This window comes from Novosphingobium sp. 11B, from assembly GCF_054589055.1.
Window position 1 is genome coordinate 10,263 of record NZ_BAAILP010000066.1, and the last position, 17,706, is coordinate 27,968.

Here is a 17,706-nt window from a genome sequence, read left to right on the forward strand (position 1 = left end):
GATGTGCACGGTCATGCGCGGCGGGTCCTGCCGGTGCTCGACCGACGTTAACGCCGCGTCGGCCACCAGATGGCGCGGGACGGTGAATTCGTGGTCGGGCAGGGCAGCGATGAATGCCTCTCCCTTGGTCACCGCTTCCGCGCCTTCGAAGGCCAGCACGATCGTATGGCGTGCGCCGGAGAACGTGGCGCTGGCCCAGTCGCGCTCGGCATGGCTCAGCAAGTCGGCTTCGGAACCGGCGAGGCCGAGCACCTCGGACAGCAGCCGCAGCCAAGGACCGCGTGCCGGCGCTTTGGCGGGCACGAAAGCCTGGTGCATTTCTCGAACGAGTTCAGACTGCATGGCGGTTCTCCCCGGCACCGGTAAGGTAGGTCTGCATGAACCGCTCGACTCGCGCGGCGGTATCGCCTCGCGGCACCCGGCCGTTGCGCAGGTCCGCCACGAAACGGGGGTCCTGCGCGGCAAGACGGCCGAACTTGGTCCAGGGCATGTCGGTCTGGCGTAGAAAGCGCTCGATGTCGCGCAGGAGCATCCGGTCTGGTCCTTTCGTGTAGGAATTCGCTTGATGTTTCCATTTTGTTCCGTTCTAAATCCTACATGTCTAGGAAATTTCCTACGGATACGGATTACAAAATGGTAAGCGACCCCACCCGTCTGCGCCTGCTGGAACTGGCCGAGGAGCAGGGCGTGAGCTTGTCCCGGCTCTCGGCCATGCTGGGCAAGAATCCCGCCTATCTGCAGCAGTTCATCCGCAAGGGCAGTCCGCGCAAGCTGGAGGAGCACGATCGCGGGATGCTCGCGCGGTTCTTCGGCGTTGACGAGGCGGAGCTGGGGCAGTCGAAGGAAATTTCCTACGCCATTCCGGAGCAATCACGCCGAGGCAGCTGGATCGACGTCCCGCGCCTCGCGGTGGGGGCGTCGGCAGGACCCGGCGCGGCGACCGAGGGCGAGCAGGTGGTCGACACCATCCGATTCTCGGGCCGCTGGCTGCGATCGATGGGGCTGCAGCCGGAGCACCTCTCTACCATCGTGGTGAGCGGCGATTCGATGGAGCCGACGCTGCGTGACGGCGATGAAATCCTCGTCGACCGGACCTTGCGGGCGTTGCGCGACGGTATTCATGTCGTCCGGCTGGGCGACAGCCTGCTGGTGAAGCGCATCGACGTCTCGCGGCCGGGGCTCGTCGTGCTGATCAGCGACAACCCGGCCTATCCGCCGGTCGAATGCGGCGCGCGGGACGTCGAGGTCATAGGGCGCGTGGTCTGGAAGGGCGGGCGTATCTAGCCCGGTTGCATTCGCGGCGCTCTGCGGCCATTTCCAAGGGCATGACGCAAGGCACCGAACAACAGATGCGCGTGGGGATCATTCCCGTCACGCCCCTCCAGCAGAACTGCTCGCTCCTGTGGTGTACGGCCACGATGAAGGGCGCGCTGGTCGATCCCGGCGGTGACCTGCACAAGCTGAAGCAGGCACTGGAGAAGACCGGGGTGACGCTGGAGAAGATCCTCGTTACCCACGGCCACCTCGACCACTGCGGGCAGGCCGGCGTGCTGGCCAAGGAGCTTGGCGTGCCGATCGAGGGGCCGCAGGAGGAAGACCGCTTCTGGATCGCGCAGCTCGACGACGACGGGCCGCGCTGGAACATGGAAGCACATACCTTCGAGCCCGACCGCTGGCTGGAGGATGGCGACAAGGTCACCGTGGGCGAACTGGAACTCGACGTCGTTCATTGTCCGGGGCACACGCCCGGCCACGTCATCTTCCATCACGAGCCCAGCAAGTTCGCCATGGTCGGCGACGTATTGTTCCAGAACGGCATCGGCCGCTGGGACTTCCCGCGCGGCAATCTCGACGATTTGCTGCACTCGATCACGCAGAAGCTCTGGCCGCTCGGGGACGACGTTACTTTCGTCCCCGGCCACGGCCCGGTGAGCACTTTCGGACAGGAGCGTCTGACGAATCCCTACGTCAGCGACGAGGCGATCAAACGCGGGCTACCGGTCTAGAATCGCCCCGTCGCGATCAGCACGGCCATCAGTGCGAGTCCCAGCAACGTCAGCACCGAGACGATGAAGCCGGCCGCGCGCAGGGGAGATTTCTCAGCCTTGTCCATCCCGATCCCGTGGGCGATGCGCGCCAGCAGATAGAGTGCGCCGACGATCGCAAGCCATTGCCCGGCCTTGCCGGAAAGCTCGATAGCGGCGACCAGCATCAGCACGAACGGCGCGCTCTCGCCGTAGTTGGCCTGGGCGCGCATTCGGCGCAGAAGCACGGGATTCTCGCCGTCTCCGTGCCACACCTTCGCCGCCATGCGCGCCTTGCCGGTACGCACCGCCAGCCAGAAGGCGACGACGGCTGCTGCGGCGGACATGCTGAGGGTGGTCTGCAGAATCATATAGGCGTACTCCCGATTGGTGACGGCTTGATGGTGGAGGGAGTAACGGGTTGCAACTCGCGTGAAATGGGTTATAGGCGCGCCTTCGCAAGCCGCCGTGTCCCTACCCGGTCACCGGCGGCCTTTTTGACAGACACGTATTTGCAGGAACAGGTGCCGAAATGGCTGTCCCTAAAAGAAAGACTTCGCCCTCCCGCCGGGGCATGCGCCGCAGCCATGACGCGCTGAAGGTTGAAGCATTCCACGAATGCGGCAACTGCGGCGAACTGAAGCGCCCGCACAACCTGTGCAATTCTTGCGGCCACTACAACGGTCGTGAAATCGTCGCGGTCGAAGTCTAAGACTTAGATCCTACGACGTATTTCGGAGAAAGCCCCATGAGTTTGCCGCGTATCGCTATCGATGCGATGGGCGGCGACGAGGGCGTGCGCGTCATGATTGAAGGCGCCGCGCTTGCGCGCCGCCGTCATGACCGTTTCAAGTTCCTGCTCGTCGGTGATGAGGTGCGGATCAAGGCCGCGCTCGAAAATCATCCGAACTTGCGGGCCAGCTCTGAAATCCTGCACACCGATGGCGTGATCAGCGGTGAGGACAAGCCCAGTCAGGCGCTTCGCCGGGCCAAGGGCACGTCCATGGGGCGCGCGATCGAAGCGGTGAAGCTCGGCCATGCCGGGGCTGCCGTCAGCGGCGGCAATACCGGCGCGCTGATGGCGATCTCCAAGCTGACCTTGCGCACGATGCCCGGCATCGATCGTCCTGCACTGGCGGCCCTGCTGCCGACGCTGGGCGACAACGACGTCATCATGCTCGACCTCGGTGCCAATACCGAGTGCGACAGCCGCAACCTGGTCCAGTTCGCGATCATGGGCGCGGCCTATTCGCGCGTGGCCACTGGCCGCGCCGAACCGCGTGTGCGTCTGCTCAACATCGGCACCGAAGAAACCAAGGGCACCGAGGAACTGCGCGATGCAGCCGCTGTGCTCAAGGGCGCGGCCGAAAACCTTGCGATGTCCTTCGACGGCTTCACCGAGGCGGACAAGATCTGCCGCGGCGACGTCGATGTGGTCGTGACCGACGGTTTTACCGGCAACGTCGCCCTAAAAGCGGTGGAAGGCACGGCCCGCTTCGTCGCGGACCTGCTGCGCCGCGGCTTCAGCAGTTCGCTGCGCTCCAAGATCGGGTTCCTGATCTCGAAGCCGGCGACCGACCTGCTCAAGCACCACCTCGATCCCAACAATCACAATGGCGCGGTCTTCCTTGGCCTCAACGGCATTGTCGTGAAGAGCCACGGCAGCGCCAATGCTGCAGGCGTGGCCAATGCCGTGGCGGTCACCGCCCGGCTCCTGGAGGAAAACGTGACCGAGCGTATCTCTGCCGACCTGGCCCGTCTGGGAGGGTCGACCTGGCGCATGCCTAAGGGGCTGACCGGCGTACAGGAAGAGCGCGCCTGATGATTCGTTCGGTACTGATCGGAACCGGCTCCGCGCTCCCGCGCAATGCCGTCAGCAACGCCGAACTGGCGGAGCGGGTCGATACCAGCGACGAATGGATCGTCGAACGTACCGGCATCTCCAACCGCCACATCGCCGAAGCCGACGAGACGACCTCCAGCCTCGCCACCGAAGCGGGGCGCAAGGCGATCGAGGCTGCGGGCATCGATGCCGAATCGATCGACCTGATCGTGCTGGCGACCGCCACGCCCGACCAGACGTTCCCCGCCAGCGCCACGATCGTCCAGAGCCGGCTCGGTTGCCGTGCCGGTGGAATCGCCTTCGACGTTGCTGCGGTGTGCTCGGGCTTTCTCTATGCCGTCGGCGTTGCCGATTCGATGCTGCGCACCGGCATGGCCAGGCGCGCGCTCGTCATCGGGGCCGAGACTTTCAGCCGCATTCTCGACTGGGAAGACCGCACGACTTGCGTGCTCTTCGGCGATGGCGCGGGCGCCGTCGTGCTGGAGGCACAGGAACAGGTGGGTGAAACTCCCCGGGGAATCCTCGCGACCCGGCTTCACGCCGATGGCGCGCACAACCAGTTGCTCTTCGTCGATGGCGGTCCGTCGACCACGGGGACGGTCGGCAAGCTGCGCATGAAAGGCCGTGAGGTCTTCCGCCACGCCGTCGTCAATCTTGCGGAAGTCCTGCGTGAAGTCATTGAAGAGGCTGGTCTTTCCACCTCTGACATCGACTGGCTGGTGCCGCATCAGGCCAATGCGCGGATCCTCGATGCGACGGCGAAGAAGCTCAGCCTGCCGCCCGAAAAGGTGGTCATGACGGTCGGCCAGCACGCCAATACCTCGGCTGCGTCGGTTCCGCTCGCACTCGACGTGGCAGTGCGCGACGGTCGCATCAAGCAGGGCGATCTGGTCATGCTGGAGGCCATGGGTGGCGGTTTTACGTGGGGTGCGAGCCTAATTCGCATCTGACGGGGGACAGTACCGCTCCGGTTGCGTTCAATATTGGACGCACCGTTGATTTCTTCCCTGTTTCTAATATTATCCGTCGCATCGGCGCACTATGGGGATGCGGGATTGATGCGCGCTACGGATACTTTGACCAGGGCCGAGATTGCCGAAGCGATTCATCGCAAGCTGGGCATATCCCGTGCCGAGTCGCTTGCCATGGTGGAAGCGATCCTGCAGCACATGACGACGGCCCTCAGCGATGGCGAGAACGTCAAGATCTCGGGCTTCGGCACTTTCCTGCTGCGCGACAAGGGCGAACGGATCGGCCGCAACCCCAAGACCGGCGTGGAAGTGCCGATCACGCCTCGGCGCGTCATGACCTTTCGTGCCAGCCAGATGCTGAAGGACCGTATCGCCACCGATTGACGGAAAATTCCGTCGGGAAAAGGCAGGTATGGACGTTTCAGGACTCGGCGCGCCCGCAGAGGTGACGCTTTTCGACGAATCCCCGCTATTCGATGACGGGAAAGAGCCGCAGGCGCTGCGAACCATAGGCGAGGTTGCGAAAGCGCTCGCCATTCGTCCGCACGTCCTGCGCTACTGGGAAGAGCAGTTTGCTTCCCTTCAGCCGATCAAGCGCAGCGGAAATCGGCGGTATTATCGTCCGGAAGACGTGGCGCTGATCCGCGACATCGATCGACTCGTCCATCGCGAGGGGTACACTTTGCGCGGTGCCGCCAAGGCGATTGCCGAAAAGTCGCCTTTCGAGGTGAAAGGTAACCCGTCGCTGGCAGTGGTGAAGCCGGAAGGAGTGCCGACGGGCGATTGGTACGGCAGACTTTCCGCGATTCGCGAAGGTCTTGCCGAGGCGCTTGCACGGGCCTGAGCGCTCAGGTTCGCAGCATTTCCAGGACCTGGCCAAGCAGCCAGTCCTGCGCATCCGCTTCGACGTAGCTGTGGCTGGCCCCGGGGCAAGTTCGTATGCGCCCGTCAGCCTTGTCCCATCGCGAGAGAAAGGCGAGGCCGGTGCGGTCGCGCCCGGCGATCAGGAAGCGGACGGGGCCTGTAAAATCCGCGATCCCTTGCGATATTTCAGCGGCAAGGCCGGTCGGCGCAGCAGGCGTGGGCCGCGCGGCGGAAGCCAGGCTGCGGGCCAGTTTGATCAGCGAAACCTTGCCCGTCAGCAGGCGACCGATCGCTGCCGGGTCGGCAAGGCGCCGCCGGTAGTGATCGCGGACCACTTCGGCGGGCGCGTCCTCTTCGTCGGTCTCGATGGTCCAGGGATTGGAGAGGGCCAGACCGTCCAGCCCCGCGCCGCGAGCGAGCATGAGCGCGCTGGCGGCATCGCAGTTACCTAGGCCGATGACGCGCCGTACCTGCGGAGCCCGGGTGCGAAGGGCCTCCAGCGCGGCGGCAATGTCGACAGCGCTCGCCCGAAATCCTCGGTTCTCGCCCTCACTGTCGCCCACACCCCGGCGGTCGAAGCGCAGGACCGGAAATCCGTGCGCAGCGATCCGCGCGGCAAAGTGAGCCTGACCGTTCCATGCCCCTGCACGGATCTCGTTGCCGCCCGACACCAGCAGAAGCGCGGTCGCACCCGCAGCATCGTCAAGCGTGGCAACGAGCCGGTCCCCGGCGCAGTCGAATGTGAAGTGCCGCCGCGTCACCGCCCGATTGCCCTTGCAAGGATGGCAGAGAGGGCATCGGCTTGATCCGGGCTTTCGTCCGGCTCCGCACGAAGCCACAGGCCGCCGCCGCCGCCGAGGTCTTCCTGAGCGATGGCGGTCGCGGTCTCGTTCGCGACCATCGATTCGAAGTGACGGTAGAAATCGGCTCCAAGTTCGTATCCGGCAAGCGTGATACCGTGCTCCAGAGCCGCCTCTGAAAGGGTCTCGCGGTTCTCTTCCCGGCCGGCCTCTCGCGAGGACAGGATGCGCGCCCGCATCATCTGACGCAGAATCGCGGACGCCTTTGCCGGAGCGTAGTGCAGCGCGGGGAGGTGGCGGGGTGTGAACAGGCAGCCGCCGCGAATTCCCAGCGCGTGCGTGGCCCCGAAATGGTGCGCGGCGGCGGTCACGGCATCCAGCCAGTCGGCAGGCTCCTGCACGTGGAGCGGTTGCAGGCTTTCGTTGCAGCCTGGCAGGTCGAGCAGGACGCTGTCGATCCCTGTCGCATCCAGTCGCCGCATGATGTCCACGGTGAAGCGCCGCAGCTTGTTGGCTTCGTCAAACAGGGCAGGGACGATCAGCAGGCGGCGTTCGCGTCCCGCATCACGGGACAGCGCGAATTCCTCGCTGGTTCCGCCGCCGGGGAGCGGGCAGGGCCAGCGTGCGGGAACCATCAGGAGCCGCGCTTCGCCTCTACGAAGGTGAGTAGCGCGCCGTAGGTTTCCAGCATCTCGCCTTCGATCTCGTCATCCTCGATGATGATGTCGAGGCGGTCTTCCAACTCGGTCAGGAGACCGGCGACGGCCATCGAATCGAGTTCGGGAAGATGCCCGAACAGCCCCGTGTCGGCATCGAACGTATCGGCCTGACCCGGCTTAAGCCCGAGCACATCCGTCAGTATCCGGCGCAGCAGCAGGTCGTTTTGGTCTGGCATGGCCCCTCGGCAATCTGTCATTCTTGACGGCGCCCTCTAGCCGCGCTTCGCACTTGCGGCAAGTGATCGCAGGCCGATCCTGCCAAGAGCAGGCCAGTTGCGGGGATTCCAGGGGCGGAACATGTCGAGCCGGAAGCGTGGGCGCTGCGTGTCCATCCAATCCTGCTTGTAGGGATCGTCGCCGGTGCCGAAGTCGACAAGCTCCACGCGGTCGATCTCGATGACGTGGCGCATCAGTGCGGCGGTCAGCACCGAGCCGGGGGACAGCGGCTTCGCGGCCTCGCGGTGGGCGAGCTTGTGGATGAAGGCAGTGCCGCCCTCCACCGTCCACATCTGGGCAGCGATGGCGGGGCTGTCAGGATTGTCGGCGGAATGGGCGAGGGCAAGGCGCAGGCGGCCCGCCGTGCCTTCGGCTTCGGCAAAGGCGCGCAGGAAGGCGGGTGAGCCTTCCTCGGGCTTCCAGCTTTCGGCGTAGATCGCCTCGTACTGGCTCCAGGCTTCGGCGTCGAACCGGGTCAGGATGCGGGCCACGAGCTTGCCGGTCTTGCGCTTCAGCGTCGTGCGCAGCTTTCCCGGGCGGGTCGCGAGGTAGTCCTCGAAGCCGCGCCCTGCGACCGGCAATATGCGGTTGGTGTCGCAGACTTCGCGCCGGACGAGCCATCCCGCCGCGCCGAAGGCGGCGGCGAGCGTCGAAGCCGTCTGATCTTCATCGGGAAGTCCGTGCAGCGTCACGCGATGAGAGCGCCGCGCGAGGTCTTGGGCGAGGTCGCGAAGCGGCGCGTCTCCGTCGAGAATGGGACGGAACCGGAAGGTGTACCAGTTGCTCAGGGCGGACAAGTGCCCCGAACTCCCGGAAAGCGGAAGGACCGCCGTGCCCCGGGAAGACCGCGCCACCGCGATCAGAGGCGCCATGCCGCAATGCTCGGCAAGACCCTGCCACCATGCGAGGCGGTCGAAGGGCGCGCGTTGCTCCGCGTCGGAGAGCAGCCGTGCAAGCGCCTCATCTGATTGCACTTCCTTAAGATCGGAGTGATAGTCGATCTGCAAACTTGCCACGTACCCTCGCGGAGCCTCCTCTTCTCATGTCCGGCCCACCCATGCTCGGCGAAACGCCTTACAGCGCCGAAAATCCGGTCCTGCCGCTCGACCACCTCGTGCTGAGAGGCGCCGATGCGGATGATGCGCTGGTGCTGCGCGAAGGCGTTCTTAGCTGGAAGGACTTAAGAACGCGTGTCTCCCGTCTGGCCGCCTGGCTGGCCCGCGAAGTCCCCGAGCGGGGCGCGCGGGTGGCGACGTGGGCAACCAAGGGCGAACTCACCTGCCTGATGCCTCTGGCGGCGGCACGGGCGGGACTGGTGCATGTGCCGGTCAATCCGCTGCTCAAGCACGCTCAGGTCGCGCATATCCTGTCGGACAGCGGCGCGTTGCTGCTGATCGCGACGCCGGCCCGGCTCAAGACGCTGGAGGCTTGCGACGTGCCGGCGGATTGCCGGCAAATCGGCGAGGCGGACGCGCTGGCGGTGGCTGCCGAACTGGCCGGCGAGATGCTTCCCTCACAGGCCGCTCCCGACGATCTGGCGGCGATTCTCTACACCAGCGGGTCCACGGGGCGCCCCAAGGGCGTCATGCTCAGCCATGCGAACATGTGGCTCGGTGCGGAGAGCGTCGCCTACTATCTCGGCATGGCGCGGGACGACCGGACGCTGGCGGTCCTGCCGCTGTCGTTCGACTACGGGCAGAACCAGCTGCTTTCGACATGGTACGCCGGTGGCTGCGTGGTGCCGCTCGACTACCTGATGCCGCGCGATCTGGTGAAGGCGGTAGAGCGCCACGCGATCACCACGCTGGCCGCGGTCCCGCCCTTGTGGGTGCAGGTCACGGAGATGGAATGGCCGCCCGAGACGGCGGCGCGTCTGCGACGGCTGACCAACAGCGGCGGCGCATTGACCGTCGATCTCGTTCGCCGGTTGCGGGCGCTGTTCCCTCAGGCACGGCTCTTCCCGATGTATGGGCTGACGGAAGCGTTTCGATCGACTTATCTCGATCCCGATCTCGTGGATACGCACCCGACATCGATGGGCAAGGCCATTCCTCACGCAGAGATACTCATTATCAATGAGTTGGGTGACGTTTCTCAGGATGGAGAAGAAGGCGAACTGGTCCACTGCGGACCTTTGGTGGCGCAGGGCTACTGGCGGGATCCCGTCCGTACGGCCGAGCGCTACAAGCCTGCTCCTGCCGCGTCGCGTTATGGCGGAATCGCCGTCTGGTCAGGCGACCGGGCGAAGCGCGAGGCTGACGGCCTGCTCTACTTCGTCGGGCGCCGCGACGCGATGATCAAGAGCGCGGGCAATCGTATCTCGCCTCAGGAAGTCGAGGAAGCTGCGCTCGCGACCGGTCTTGTGGCCGAGGCGGTCGCACTTGGTCTTCCGGATGAGCGTCTGGGGCAGGCAGTGCACCTCGTCGTGCGGGCGTTGGTCGGAACTTCAGATGCCGTCGAAGAACTACCCCGTAAACTCATGCAGGAATTGCCGAATTTCATGCAGCCAAAAGTAATCCACTGGCGTGAGTCGATGCCGACCGGTCCCAACGGGAAACTCGATCGAACCGGGCTGGCTGCCGAGATCGTTAAGGAAACGGCGGCATGAAGGCGCTTGGACCGATCCCCGCTGGTTACGCGGGTGTTGACGGTATCCTCGCCGTTGGCGGCCAGCCGATTACCCATTGGGTCGAGAAGGCCGGGACCACGCCGTTGTTTCTTTATGACGCCGACCTGATTCGTCAGCGCGTGGCGGAACTGCGGTCGGCCCTGCCGGAGCGGGTGGCTCTGCATTATGCGGTGAAGGCCAATCCCTTTCCCCCGCTTCTGGCGCTCATGGCGGGGCTGGTCGACGGCTTCGACATCGCATCCGGCGGTGAACTCGAGATCGTCCGCGATGCGGGCCTGCCCTTGCGCGAGGTCAGCTTCGCCGGGCCGGGTAAGCGCGATGCCGAACTGGAAGCCGCGATTCGCAGCGGCGTGACGCTCAATCTGGAATCCGAGGGTGAAGCGGCCCGCGCCTTTGCCATCGGTGACAGGCTGGGCATCGTCCCGCGCCTTGCTATTCGCGTGAACCCGGATTTCGACCTGAAGGGATCGGGGATGAAGATGGGCGGCGGTGCCAAGCCTTTCGGCGTCGATGCCGAACGAGTGCCGGCTCTGGTACGCGAAGTCGTCGCCAGCGGCGCCGAATGGCGGGGCTTCCATATTTTCGCAGGCAGCCAGGCGCTCGATGCCGAGGCGATCGCCGAGACGCAGGGACAGGCGCTGGAACTTGCCGCACGACTGGCCGAGGAGAGCAAGACGGTGTTGCCGCATTGCAATCTGGGTGGCGGGCTGGGGATTCCCTATTTCCCGGGAGACACGCCGCTAGACCTTCCGCTTCTTGGCGAACGGCTTGCCGCCAGGCTCGAAGGTCTGCCGGACGTGCTTCGCGGTACGCAGTTCTGCATCGAACTGGGGCGTTATCTGGTCGGCGAGGCGGGCGTCTACATTGCGCGCATCGTCGATCGCAAGACCAGCCACGGCGAAGTCTTTCTCGTCACGGATGGCGGGTTGCATCACCAGCTTGCGGCTTCCGGCAACTTCGGAACCGTGGTGCGGCGCAATTATCCTTCGGCGATCGCCACTCGTTTCGGCGCCGAAGTGGAGGAAGAAGCCTCCATCGTCGGATGCCTCTGCACGCCGCTGGACAAGCTGGCCGACAAGGGCGGTTTTCCCCGCGCCGACGTTGGCGACCTGATCGCCGTGTTCTGCGCCGGAGCTTACGGTGCCAGCGCCAGCCCCGCGAGCTTCCTCGGGCAAGGTCCGGCAAAGGAAATGCTGGTCTGACCTTGCGTTAACTTGCGTCATGCCCCCGTCCCGATTTGGGACCTGCGCGGAATTAGCCTTGCAAGGCTAACGCAATATTCACCGTTTGCATTGATATCGGAGGGTGAATTTTGCCGGACCTGACCCCGCGCGCCTGGCGTGCGAAGGCCAGACGGTCGCAAAGACGAGGATTGTTCATGCCGCATCTCCCAGCCCGACTTCTGGCCGCTACCGCGCTTGCCAGCGTCGCCCTGACCGGATGTGCGGGGTCCGGCGGCCCGGCTCGGGAACTGCCGCCTGCGTCCTTTGTCGCGATGCAGGAAGGGCCGGGCGAGGAATACGTCATCGGCCCGCTTGACCAGTTGACCGTCTTCGTGTGGCGCAACCCCGAACTCGGGGCGAAAGTGCAGGTCCGTCCGGACGGGCGCATCACCACGCCGCTGATCACCGACATGCCCGCCGTGGGCAAGACGCCTTCGATGCTGGCCGAAGATCTGCGGCTGCAGCTGTCACAATATATCGAGGACCCGCTGGTTTCGGTCATCGTCGATGGGTTCTCCGGCACCTTCAGCCAGCAGATCCGCATCGTCGGCGCCACCGAAAAGCCTGCGTCGATCCCGTACCGGGCGAACATGACCGTGCTCGACGCGATGATCGCGGTGGGGGGCCTCTCCGAATATGCCTCGGGCAATAGCGCGCGCCTGATCCGGTTCGACAAGACGGCGGGCAAGCAGCAGGAATACAAGCTGCGGCTCGGCGACCTGCTCAAGAAGGGCGACAGCAAGGCCAACGTCATGCTGTCTCCCGGTGACGTGATCATCATCCCGGAAAGCATGTTCTAAGATGGATTCGCTCTACGAAGAACTGCTCGCCGGGCTGCACAGCATCTGGCATCGCCGCTGGATCGCGCTGGCTGTGGCCTGGGCGGTCTGCCTTGCGGGCTGGCTGGTCGTGGCACTGATCCCGAACAGCTACGAATCGCACGCGCGCATCTTCATCCAGCTGGATGATGCGCTGGCCGAGCAGGTCGGCATCGGCGTGGCCGACAAGAAGCGTGATATCGAGCGTATTCGTCAGACCCTGACCAGCGCCGTGAATCTCGAGAAGGTCGTGCGCGCCACGCGCCTCGGCGACACCATCGAGAACCCCAAGGCGATGGAAGCGGCGGTCCTCAAGCTGGGCAAGAACGTCAAGGTGGTGAGCCAGGAGGACAACCTCTTCGAGATCACCGCGACCGCCAACGACAGCTCCTTCTCCGATGCCGAGAACGCCAAGCTGGCGCAGAGCGTCGCGCAGAAGCTGATCGATATCTTTCGTGAGGAAAACCTCTCCGGCAATCGCGGCGACATGGTCGAGACGCTGGAGTTCGTGAACCAGCAGCTGCGCGCGCGTGAGCGTGAGCTGGAATCGGCCGAGAGCAAACGCACCGCCTTCGAGGCGCAGCACCCGGAAATGGCGCTTGGCGGCGCCGCCGTGGCGCAGCGTCTGGAGAGCGCGCGTTCGACGCTGCGCGATATCGATGCCGACCTTTCGGCGGCGCAGAGCGCTTCGGCAGCGATCGACGGGCAGCTTGCGGGCACGCCGCGCACGATCGCGGGGGGTGCCGCGGATGGCGGGGCGCAGTCCTCGCTCGCCCGCGCGCAGGCCGATCTCGCGGCGATGCGGGCGCGCGGCCTCACCGAGAATCACCCGGACGTGATCGCGGCCAAGAACCAGGTTGCGGCTTTGCGTGCTCCGGCGGCGCAGGAAGCGGCTAGCGGCGGCGGCACGATCAATCCGGCCTATTCCTCGCTCCAGTCGATTCGCGCCGAACGGCAGGCGAGCGTCCAGGCGCTGCAGTCGCGCAAGGCCGCGACGCAGTCCGACATCGCCTCGCTGACCGCGTCCGCGATCTCCGATCCCGAACTTGCGACTCAGGCCCAGCGTATCAACCGCGATTACGACGTGCTTCGCCAGCAGTACGACAAGCTCCTACAGGACCGCGAGGAACTGCGCTTGCGCGGCGAAGTGAAGACCGAGCGCGAAGCGGTGAAGTTCCAGGTCGTCGATCCGCCGACGAGCCCGCGTACGCCCGTCGCGCCGAATCGTCCGGTCTTGCTGCTGGGCGTGCTGATCGTGGGCTTCGCGGGTGGATGCGCCGGCGCCTTTGCCTTGAGCCGGGTGCGTTCGGTCTTCGCCACCACTGCGGGGCTGGAGAAGGCGACCGGCCTGCCGGTACTGGGCGCGATTTCACACAGCCTGACCGACCGCGCCCGCGCGCTCCGGGCCAAGCGTCTCAAGTATTTCTATGCCGGGACCGCCGCGCTCTGCGGACTGTTCGTGGTGCTGCTCGCCGCCGAGTTCATCCAGCGCGGCATGGTGGCGTGAGGGGACTGACATGACCGATCATCGCAAGATCCCCGTACCTGACCAGCCCGATGAACCCGAAGGCGAATCGCTGTTCGAGCGGGCCAACGGCCGGTTCGACTTCAACACGCTGATCGCGAAGCCGGTGGCGTTTCCGGAGCGGCCTGCAAGGCGCGCGCCCGCAAGGCCGGAGCCAGCGCCCGTTCCCGCACGTCCCGTGCCTGAAGCGGCGGCTCCCGCGCCTGCGCCTCAGCCCGCCGCAGAACCGGCGCCTGAGCCTGCACGCTTCAGCGATACCGTGCATCCCGTCGATCGTGAGCACCTGCGCGAGCAGGGCCTGATCGTGCCTGAGGGCGCGGTCACCGAACTCCTCGAGGAGTTTCGCATCGTCAAGCGCCAGCTGCTGGTTCAGGCTGCAGACCTGCGCCGCCAGAAGGCGGGGCCGATGGCACAGCGCGTGCTGATCTCCTCGCCGCATCCGGGCGAGGGCAAGACTTACTGCGCACTCAACCTCGCGCTGTCGATCGCGGCGGAGAAGGAGAGCGAGGTCCTGCTCGTCGATGCCGACTTCGCCAAGCCTTCGATCCTTTCCGCGCTCGGCCTTCCGGGCGGTCCGGGGCTGATGGACGCGCTGATGGACGAGACGATCGACGTTGCCGACTGCGTGCTCGGCACCGACATTCCCGGGCTCTGGGTGCTTCCCGCCGGAGATACGACGGCGCACGACAGCGAATACCTGTCCAGTTCACGCACTGCCCGAATCCTCGACCGGCTGACGCAGGGTGCGGCCAACCGGATGGTGATCTTCGATTCGCCTCCGGCGCTGGCGGCTTCGCCTGCGGCCGAACTTGCCAAGTATGTCGGCCAGACCGTCGTGATCGCGCGCGCGGACAAGACCGGGCGAGGGTCGCTCGACGATGCGATCTCGCTGCTGGGCGCATGCCCGAACGTGCAATTGCTGCTCAACGCGGCCCAGTTCAGCCCGAGCGGTCGCCGCTTCGGCTCCTACTACGGATACAAGGGATGAGCCGCATGAAGCAGGCATCAGGCATGGTGGCGCTGGCGGTGATCGCTCTTGCGCTACCGGCAGCCGGCCATGCCCAGTCGACCGGCTATGGCGGCGGCATGAGCGGAGGCATGGGGAGTTCCGGTGCCGGGATGGGCGGCGACAGCGCATCCGACACAGCTTCCGGCAAGTCCGACCGCGCTTCGCGGCGCGGTGCCAAAGGCCAGGGCGGTAAACGCATCGACATCGCGCCTTACATCGAAGTCGACCAGATCGTCACTGCCGAGCTTTCGCCCGGTAGCGACGTGCTGACCTACACCCAGGTCGCGGTCGGCGTGGACGCCTCGATTCAGGGCCGCAACAATGGGGCTTCCGCCTCGGTGCGCTATCAACGCCAGTTCGGCTGGGGCAAGAAGGCGGGCGACGGCGACGCTATCAGCGGCGTCGTGCGCGGCTACACCACCATCGTTCCGGGCGTGACGGTCGAAGCGGGCGCGCTGGCCTCGCAGGTCAACGTCGAGAACGGCGGTTCCGCGCTCGCCGCCGGGCCGCTGTCGGGCAACGGCAAGTCGACGGTCTACTCTGTCTACGGAGGCCCTTCGGTAACCAAGCGGATCGGCGATCTCGATGTGGGCGCCAATTACCGGGCCGGTTTCACCAAGGTCGAGCAATCCAACGCCGCGCGCAATCTCCAGACCGGCGCAGCGGCCGATGTCTTCGACAAGAGCGTCGTCCAGTCGGCGGACGTCCAGGCGGGCTTCGCCCCCGGCACCGTACTGCCGGTGGGCGTGGGCGTCGGCGGCAGCTTCTATCAGGAGGATATCTCCAACCTCGACCAGCGTGCCCGCGACATGCAGGCCCGCGCGATGGTCACGGTGCCGGTCAGCCGCACCGTGCAGGTGGTCGGCGCGATCGGCTATGAGGACGTGGAGATTTCCAGCCGCGATGCCGTGCGCGATGCAAACGGCCTGCCGGTGCTGGGCTCCGATGGCCGCTACGTGACCGACAAGTCCTCCCCGCGCGTAATGGCCTACGACGTCAGCGGCCTCATCTGGGACGCCGCCGTCATGTGGCGCCCGAGCCGCCGAACCTCGCTGTCGGCCCATATGGGCCGCCGCTACGGCTCGACCAGCTTCGGCGGCACGCTGGCCTATGCGCCGAGCGACCGTGCCCAGTTCAACGTCGCGGTCTACGACAACGTCTCGGGCTTCGGCGGGCAGGTCAACCGCGCGCTCGACCAGTTGCCGGATGACTTCGAGGTCGTGCGCGATCCCGTCACCGGCGAACTGCGCGGCTGCGTCGCTTCGCTGGAGGGCGGCAGCTGCCTGTCCGGCGTGCTCGGCTCGCTGCGTTCGTCCACTTTCCGCGCGCGCGGCGTGACGGCAAGCTACTCGATGAAGTTCGGCCGCATGCGTGCAGGCCTCGGTGCCGGATACGACCGCCGCAAGTACATTGCCGCGCGCAACACCGTCCTCGCCTCCGCAAACGGCGTGCTGGACGAGAACAGGTGGCTGGCGGCCTATGTCGGCGGCGATCTTGGCCGTGACGCGGGCTGGTCGGCCAACGTCTACGCCAACTGGATCAGCAGCAACGATCCGCTGACCGGCGACGTTGCCGGCTACGGTGCTTCGGCCAGCTACTACAAGATGTTCGCGCCGCGCCTGCGTGGTACGCTCGCTGTCGGCATCGACGGGGCGAAGTACGATACCCCCTCCATCGACGACCTGTGGACCGCCTCGGCGCTCGCGGGTCTGCGCTATACCTTCTGAGGAGAGAAACCCGATGTTCGACGACTTCTACGGGCTCGACGCCAGGCCTTTCCAGCTCACCCCCGACCCCGCGTTCTATTTCGAGAGCAGCACGCACAGGAAGGCGCTGTCCTACCTCGGCTACGGCCTTGCCCAGGGCGAGGGCTTCGTGGTCATCACCGGCGAGGTCGGCGCGGGCAAGTCCACACTCGTCGCCTACCTGATGGCGACCATCGATCCGGCGCGCATGACGGCCGCCAACGTGGTGACCAGCGCGCTCGACGGCGAGGAGATCGTCCACGTCGTCGCGCAGTCGTTCGGGCTGCCGGTCATGGGGCATGACAAGGCATCCGCGCTCGGCACGCTGGAAGCGTTCTTCCACGACGAGGCGCGTGCAGGACGCCGCTGCCTGCTGATCGTCGACGAGGCGCAGAACCTTTCGGTCAGCGCGCTGGAAGAGCTGCGCATGCTCTCCAACTTCCAGCTCGGCTCGCACCCGCTGCTGCAGACGCTGCTGCTCGGCCAGCCCGAGTTCCGCGAGACCTTGCTCGAGAGCAACCAGCTCGAACAGCTGCGTCAGCGCGTTATCGCGACGCACCACCTCGGCCCGATGCACGTGCGCGAGGTCCAGCCTTACGTCGAGCACCGCCTCGGCTGCGTCGGCTGGAAGGGCAACCCCAGCTTCGATCCGGCACTGTTCCCAGCGATCCATGAGGCGACCGGCGGTATTCCGCGCCGCATCAACCAGATCGTCAACCGTTTGCTCCTGCTGGGTGCGGTGGACCGCCGAGAGCACCTCGACGCCGCGATGCTCGAGCAGGTGCTCGACGAGATGAACGACGACGGCGCGCTGGCAGTGGTCACGAAGGTCGCGGAGCCCGAGGTTGCCGCTGCGCAACCGGTGGAAGCCGCGGCTTTCGCAAGTGCGCCGGTGCAGGCGATCGATACCTCCGTTGTCATGGCGCTGATCGAGTCGGCGCTCGCCGATCGCGAGGCGCTGGATACGGAAGGCGCGACCGCGCTCATCGAGGCGGCGCTCGCTCATCGCGACATGCTCGACACCGCCGGCGCCAATGCGCTGATCGAGGCTGCCATGGCCGGGCGCGACACGCAGATTGGTGAGTTGCACTCGGCGATCGCACAACTCACCGCTGCTGCCGAAGAGCGCGAAGCCTCGGCACGGCAGGCGCAGGGCGAGCAGTTCGGGGCGCGTGAGCAGCAACTGGCGGATGCCATCGCCCGCTCGGACAAGCTCGAGGCGCGCCTCGGCGAGACCGAGCGCACGCTGCGTCACACGCTGACCATGCTGATCGAGTGGATCGAGAGCGGCGACGGCCAGCGCAACGTCGCCTGAGGGAG

At 65.8% G+C, this 17,706-nt stretch carries 21 protein-coding genes; 14 read left to right on the top strand and 7 right to left on the bottom strand.

Translation table 11 applies throughout. The features are described from left to right. Positions 1 to 342, bottom strand: a 342-nt coding sequence (locus ACYPYD_RS06070; RefSeq protein ID WP_459662471.1) for a hypothetical protein, incomplete at its 3' end; no start/stop codon positions are given. After that, positions 332 to 532 (bottom strand): hypothetical protein, encoded by a 201-nt coding sequence (locus ACYPYD_RS06075; RefSeq protein ID WP_008829416.1) that lies wholly within the window; start codon positions 530 to 532, stop codon positions 332 to 334. The genes ACYPYD_RS06070 and ACYPYD_RS06075, both read right to left, overlap by 11 nt. Positions 533 to 633: 101 nt before the next feature. On the opposite strand from ACYPYD_RS06075, the gene ACYPYD_RS06080 reads away from it, so the two are divergent. Beyond that, positions 634 to 1,284, top strand: coding sequence for a LexA family transcriptional regulator (locus tag ACYPYD_RS06080; protein ID WP_036524394.1), 651 nt, complete (start codon positions 634 to 636; stop codon positions 1,282 to 1,284). Between the two features lie 41 nt (positions 1,285 to 1,325). Further along, positions 1,326 to 2,006 (top strand): MBL fold metallo-hydrolase, encoded by a 681-nt coding sequence (locus ACYPYD_RS06085; protein ID WP_036524398.1) that lies wholly within the window; start codon positions 1,326 to 1,328, stop codon positions 2,004 to 2,006. Here ACYPYD_RS06085 and ACYPYD_RS06090 read toward each other — a convergent pair. Then, complete coding sequence (locus tag ACYPYD_RS06090) at positions 2,003 to 2,395, bottom strand: MAPEG family protein (protein ID WP_008829419.1); 393 nt, start codon at positions 2,393 to 2,395, stop codon at positions 2,003 to 2,005. The two genes, ACYPYD_RS06085 and ACYPYD_RS06090, sit on opposite strands and share 4 nt — an antisense overlap. A 161-nt stretch (positions 2,396 to 2,556) precedes the next feature. Here ACYPYD_RS06090 and rpmF point away from each other — a divergent pair, with 161 nt between their 5' ends. The 5 genes from rpmF (at position 2,557) to ACYPYD_RS06115 (ending at position 5,682) form a co-directional block, all read left to right on the top strand. Continuing rightward, positions 2,557 to 2,736, top strand: coding sequence for a 50S ribosomal protein L32 (gene rpmF, locus ACYPYD_RS06095; protein WP_008829420.1), 180 nt, complete (start codon positions 2,557 to 2,559; stop codon positions 2,734 to 2,736). Between the two features lie 36 nt (positions 2,737 to 2,772). Beyond that, entirely contained in the window at positions 2,773 to 3,846 is a 1,074-nt protein-coding gene (gene plsX / locus ACYPYD_RS06100; protein ID WP_008829421.1) for a phosphate acyltransferase PlsX, read from the top strand. Beyond that, on the top strand, positions 3,846 to 4,817 hold the full coding sequence (locus ACYPYD_RS06105; protein ID WP_008829422.1) for a beta-ketoacyl-ACP synthase III: 972 nt from the start codon (positions 3,846 to 3,848) through the stop codon (positions 4,815 to 4,817). Before plsX ends, ACYPYD_RS06105 begins: the two co-directional genes overlap by 1 nt. A gap of 108 nt (positions 4,818 to 4,925) precedes the next feature. Next, positions 4,926 to 5,222: an integration host factor subunit alpha gene (locus ACYPYD_RS06110; protein WP_008829423.1), complete on the top strand. Its 297-nt coding sequence runs from the start codon at positions 4,926 to 4,928 to the stop codon at positions 5,220 to 5,222. Positions 5,223 to 5,250: 28 nt separating this feature from the next. Then, positions 5,251 to 5,682, top strand: coding sequence for a MerR family transcriptional regulator (locus ACYPYD_RS06115; RefSeq protein WP_008829424.1), 432 nt, complete (start codon positions 5,251 to 5,253; stop codon positions 5,680 to 5,682). A gap of 4 nt (positions 5,683 to 5,686) precedes the next feature. On the opposite strand, the gene ACYPYD_RS06120 is transcribed toward ACYPYD_RS06115, so the two are convergent. From ACYPYD_RS06120 to ACYPYD_RS06135, 4 genes are read right to left on the bottom strand one after another with little or no spacing between them, the layout of a single operon-like run. After that, positions 5,687 to 6,463 (bottom strand): hydrolase 1, exosortase A system-associated, encoded by a 777-nt coding sequence (locus ACYPYD_RS06120; RefSeq protein ID WP_008829425.1) that lies wholly within the window; start codon positions 6,461 to 6,463, stop codon positions 5,687 to 5,689. Continuing rightward, entirely contained in the window at positions 6,460 to 7,137 is a 678-nt protein-coding gene (locus ACYPYD_RS06125; protein ID WP_459662472.1) for an alpha/beta hydrolase family protein, read from the bottom strand. The genes ACYPYD_RS06120 and ACYPYD_RS06125 overlap by 4 nt, the downstream gene beginning before the upstream one ends. Further along, a complete protein-coding gene (locus ACYPYD_RS06130) occupies positions 7,137 to 7,397 on the bottom strand; it encodes a phosphopantetheine-binding protein (RefSeq protein WP_008829427.1) in 261 nt (86 codons plus the stop codon). The genes ACYPYD_RS06125 and ACYPYD_RS06130 overlap by 1 nt, the downstream gene beginning before the upstream one ends. 36 nt (positions 7,398 to 7,433) lie before the next feature. After that, positions 7,434 to 8,453 (bottom strand): GNAT family N-acetyltransferase, encoded by a 1,020-nt coding sequence (locus ACYPYD_RS06135; protein ID WP_459662473.1) that lies wholly within the window; start codon positions 8,451 to 8,453, stop codon positions 7,434 to 7,436. A 26-nt stretch (positions 8,454 to 8,479) separates the two neighbouring features. Between ACYPYD_RS06135 and ACYPYD_RS06140 the strand changes: the two genes are divergently transcribed. The 7 genes from ACYPYD_RS06140 (at position 8,480) to ACYPYD_RS06170 (ending at position 17,701) form a co-directional block, all read left to right on the top strand. Continuing rightward, entirely contained in the window at positions 8,480 to 10,045 is a 1,566-nt protein-coding gene (locus ACYPYD_RS06140; protein WP_459662474.1) for an acyl-CoA ligase (AMP-forming), exosortase A system-associated, read from the top strand. Then, positions 10,042 to 11,268, top strand: coding sequence for a pyridoxal-dependent decarboxylase, exosortase A system-associated (locus ACYPYD_RS06145; RefSeq protein WP_459662475.1), 1,227 nt, complete (start codon positions 10,042 to 10,044; stop codon positions 11,266 to 11,268). The genes ACYPYD_RS06140 and ACYPYD_RS06145 overlap by 4 nt, the downstream gene beginning before the upstream one ends. Before the next feature lie 176 nt (positions 11,269 to 11,444). Then, positions 11,445 to 12,089 (top strand): XrtA/PEP-CTERM system exopolysaccharide export protein, encoded by a 645-nt coding sequence (locus ACYPYD_RS06150; RefSeq protein WP_008829431.1) that lies wholly within the window; start codon positions 11,445 to 11,447, stop codon positions 12,087 to 12,089. 1 nt (position 12,090) lies between these two features. After that, entirely contained in the window at positions 12,091 to 13,614 is a 1,524-nt protein-coding gene (locus ACYPYD_RS06155) for an XrtA system polysaccharide chain length determinant (RefSeq protein ID WP_008829432.1), read from the top strand. A 10-nt stretch (positions 13,615 to 13,624) separates the two neighbouring features. Continuing rightward, entirely contained in the window at positions 13,625 to 14,620 is a 996-nt protein-coding gene (locus ACYPYD_RS06160) for a P-loop NTPase family protein (protein ID WP_036524416.1), read from the top strand. Continuing rightward, a complete protein-coding gene (locus tag ACYPYD_RS06165) occupies positions 14,617 to 16,368 on the top strand; it encodes a preprotein translocase subunit YajC (protein ID WP_459662477.1) in 1,752 nt (583 codons plus the stop codon). Before ACYPYD_RS06160 ends, ACYPYD_RS06165 begins: the two co-directional genes overlap by 4 nt. A 13-nt stretch (positions 16,369 to 16,381) precedes the next feature. Then, entirely contained in the window at positions 16,382 to 17,701 is a 1,320-nt protein-coding gene (locus tag ACYPYD_RS06170; RefSeq protein ID WP_459662478.1) for an XrtA/PEP-CTERM system-associated ATPase, read from the top strand. The last annotated feature ends 5 nt before the right edge of the window (positions 17,702 to 17,706 follow it).

Bases quoted from the DNA above. Each gene is read 5' to 3' on its own strand.
- ACYPYD_RS06150 (WP_008829431.1), top strand. From the start codon at position 11,445: ATGCCGCATCTCCCAGCCCGACTTCTGGCCGCTACCGCGCTTGCCAGC.
- ACYPYD_RS06125 (WP_459662472.1), bottom strand. From the start codon at position 7,137: ATGGTTCCCGCACGCTGGCCCTGCCCGCTCCCCGGCGGCGGAACCAGC.
- rpmF (WP_008829420.1), top strand. From the start codon at position 2,557: ATGGCTGTCCCTAAAAGAAAGACTTCGCCCTCCCGCCGGGGCATGCGC.
- ACYPYD_RS06080 (WP_036524394.1), top strand. From the start codon at position 634: ATGGTAAGCGACCCCACCCGTCTGCGCCTGCTGGAACTGGCCGAGGAG.
- ACYPYD_RS06105 (WP_008829422.1), top strand. From the start codon at position 3,846: ATGATTCGTTCGGTACTGATCGGAACCGGCTCCGCGCTCCCGCGCAAT.
- ACYPYD_RS06140 (WP_459662474.1), top strand. From the start codon at position 8,480: ATGTCCGGCCCACCCATGCTCGGCGAAACGCCTTACAGCGCCGAAAAT.
- ACYPYD_RS06130 (WP_008829427.1), bottom strand. From the start codon at position 7,397: ATGCCAGACCAAAACGACCTGCTGCTGCGCCGGATACTGACGGATGTG.
- plsX (WP_008829421.1), top strand. From the start codon at position 2,773: ATGAGTTTGCCGCGTATCGCTATCGATGCGATGGGCGGCGACGAGGGC.
- ACYPYD_RS06160 (WP_036524416.1), top strand. From the start codon at position 13,625: ATGACCGATCATCGCAAGATCCCCGTACCTGACCAGCCCGATGAACCC.
- ACYPYD_RS06090 (WP_008829419.1), bottom strand. From the start codon at position 2,395: ATGATTCTGCAGACCACCCTCAGCATGTCCGCCGCAGCAGCCGTCGTC.
- ACYPYD_RS06170 (WP_459662478.1), top strand. From the start codon at position 16,382: ATGTTCGACGACTTCTACGGGCTCGACGCCAGGCCTTTCCAGCTCACC.
- ACYPYD_RS06075 (WP_008829416.1), bottom strand. From the start codon at position 532: ATGCTCCTGCGCGACATCGAGCGCTTTCTACGCCAGACCGACATGCCC.
- ACYPYD_RS06145 (WP_459662475.1), top strand. From the start codon at position 10,042: ATGAAGGCGCTTGGACCGATCCCCGCTGGTTACGCGGGTGTTGACGGT.
- ACYPYD_RS06110 (WP_008829423.1), top strand. From the start codon at position 4,926: ATGCGCGCTACGGATACTTTGACCAGGGCCGAGATTGCCGAAGCGATT.
- ACYPYD_RS06115 (WP_008829424.1), top strand. From the start codon at position 5,251: ATGGACGTTTCAGGACTCGGCGCGCCCGCAGAGGTGACGCTTTTCGAC.
- ACYPYD_RS06085 (WP_036524398.1), top strand. From the start codon at position 1,326: ATGACGCAAGGCACCGAACAACAGATGCGCGTGGGGATCATTCCCGTC.
- ACYPYD_RS06155 (WP_008829432.1), top strand. From the start codon at position 12,091: ATGGATTCGCTCTACGAAGAACTGCTCGCCGGGCTGCACAGCATCTGG.
- ACYPYD_RS06165 (WP_459662477.1), top strand. From the start codon at position 14,617: ATGAGCCGCATGAAGCAGGCATCAGGCATGGTGGCGCTGGCGGTGATC.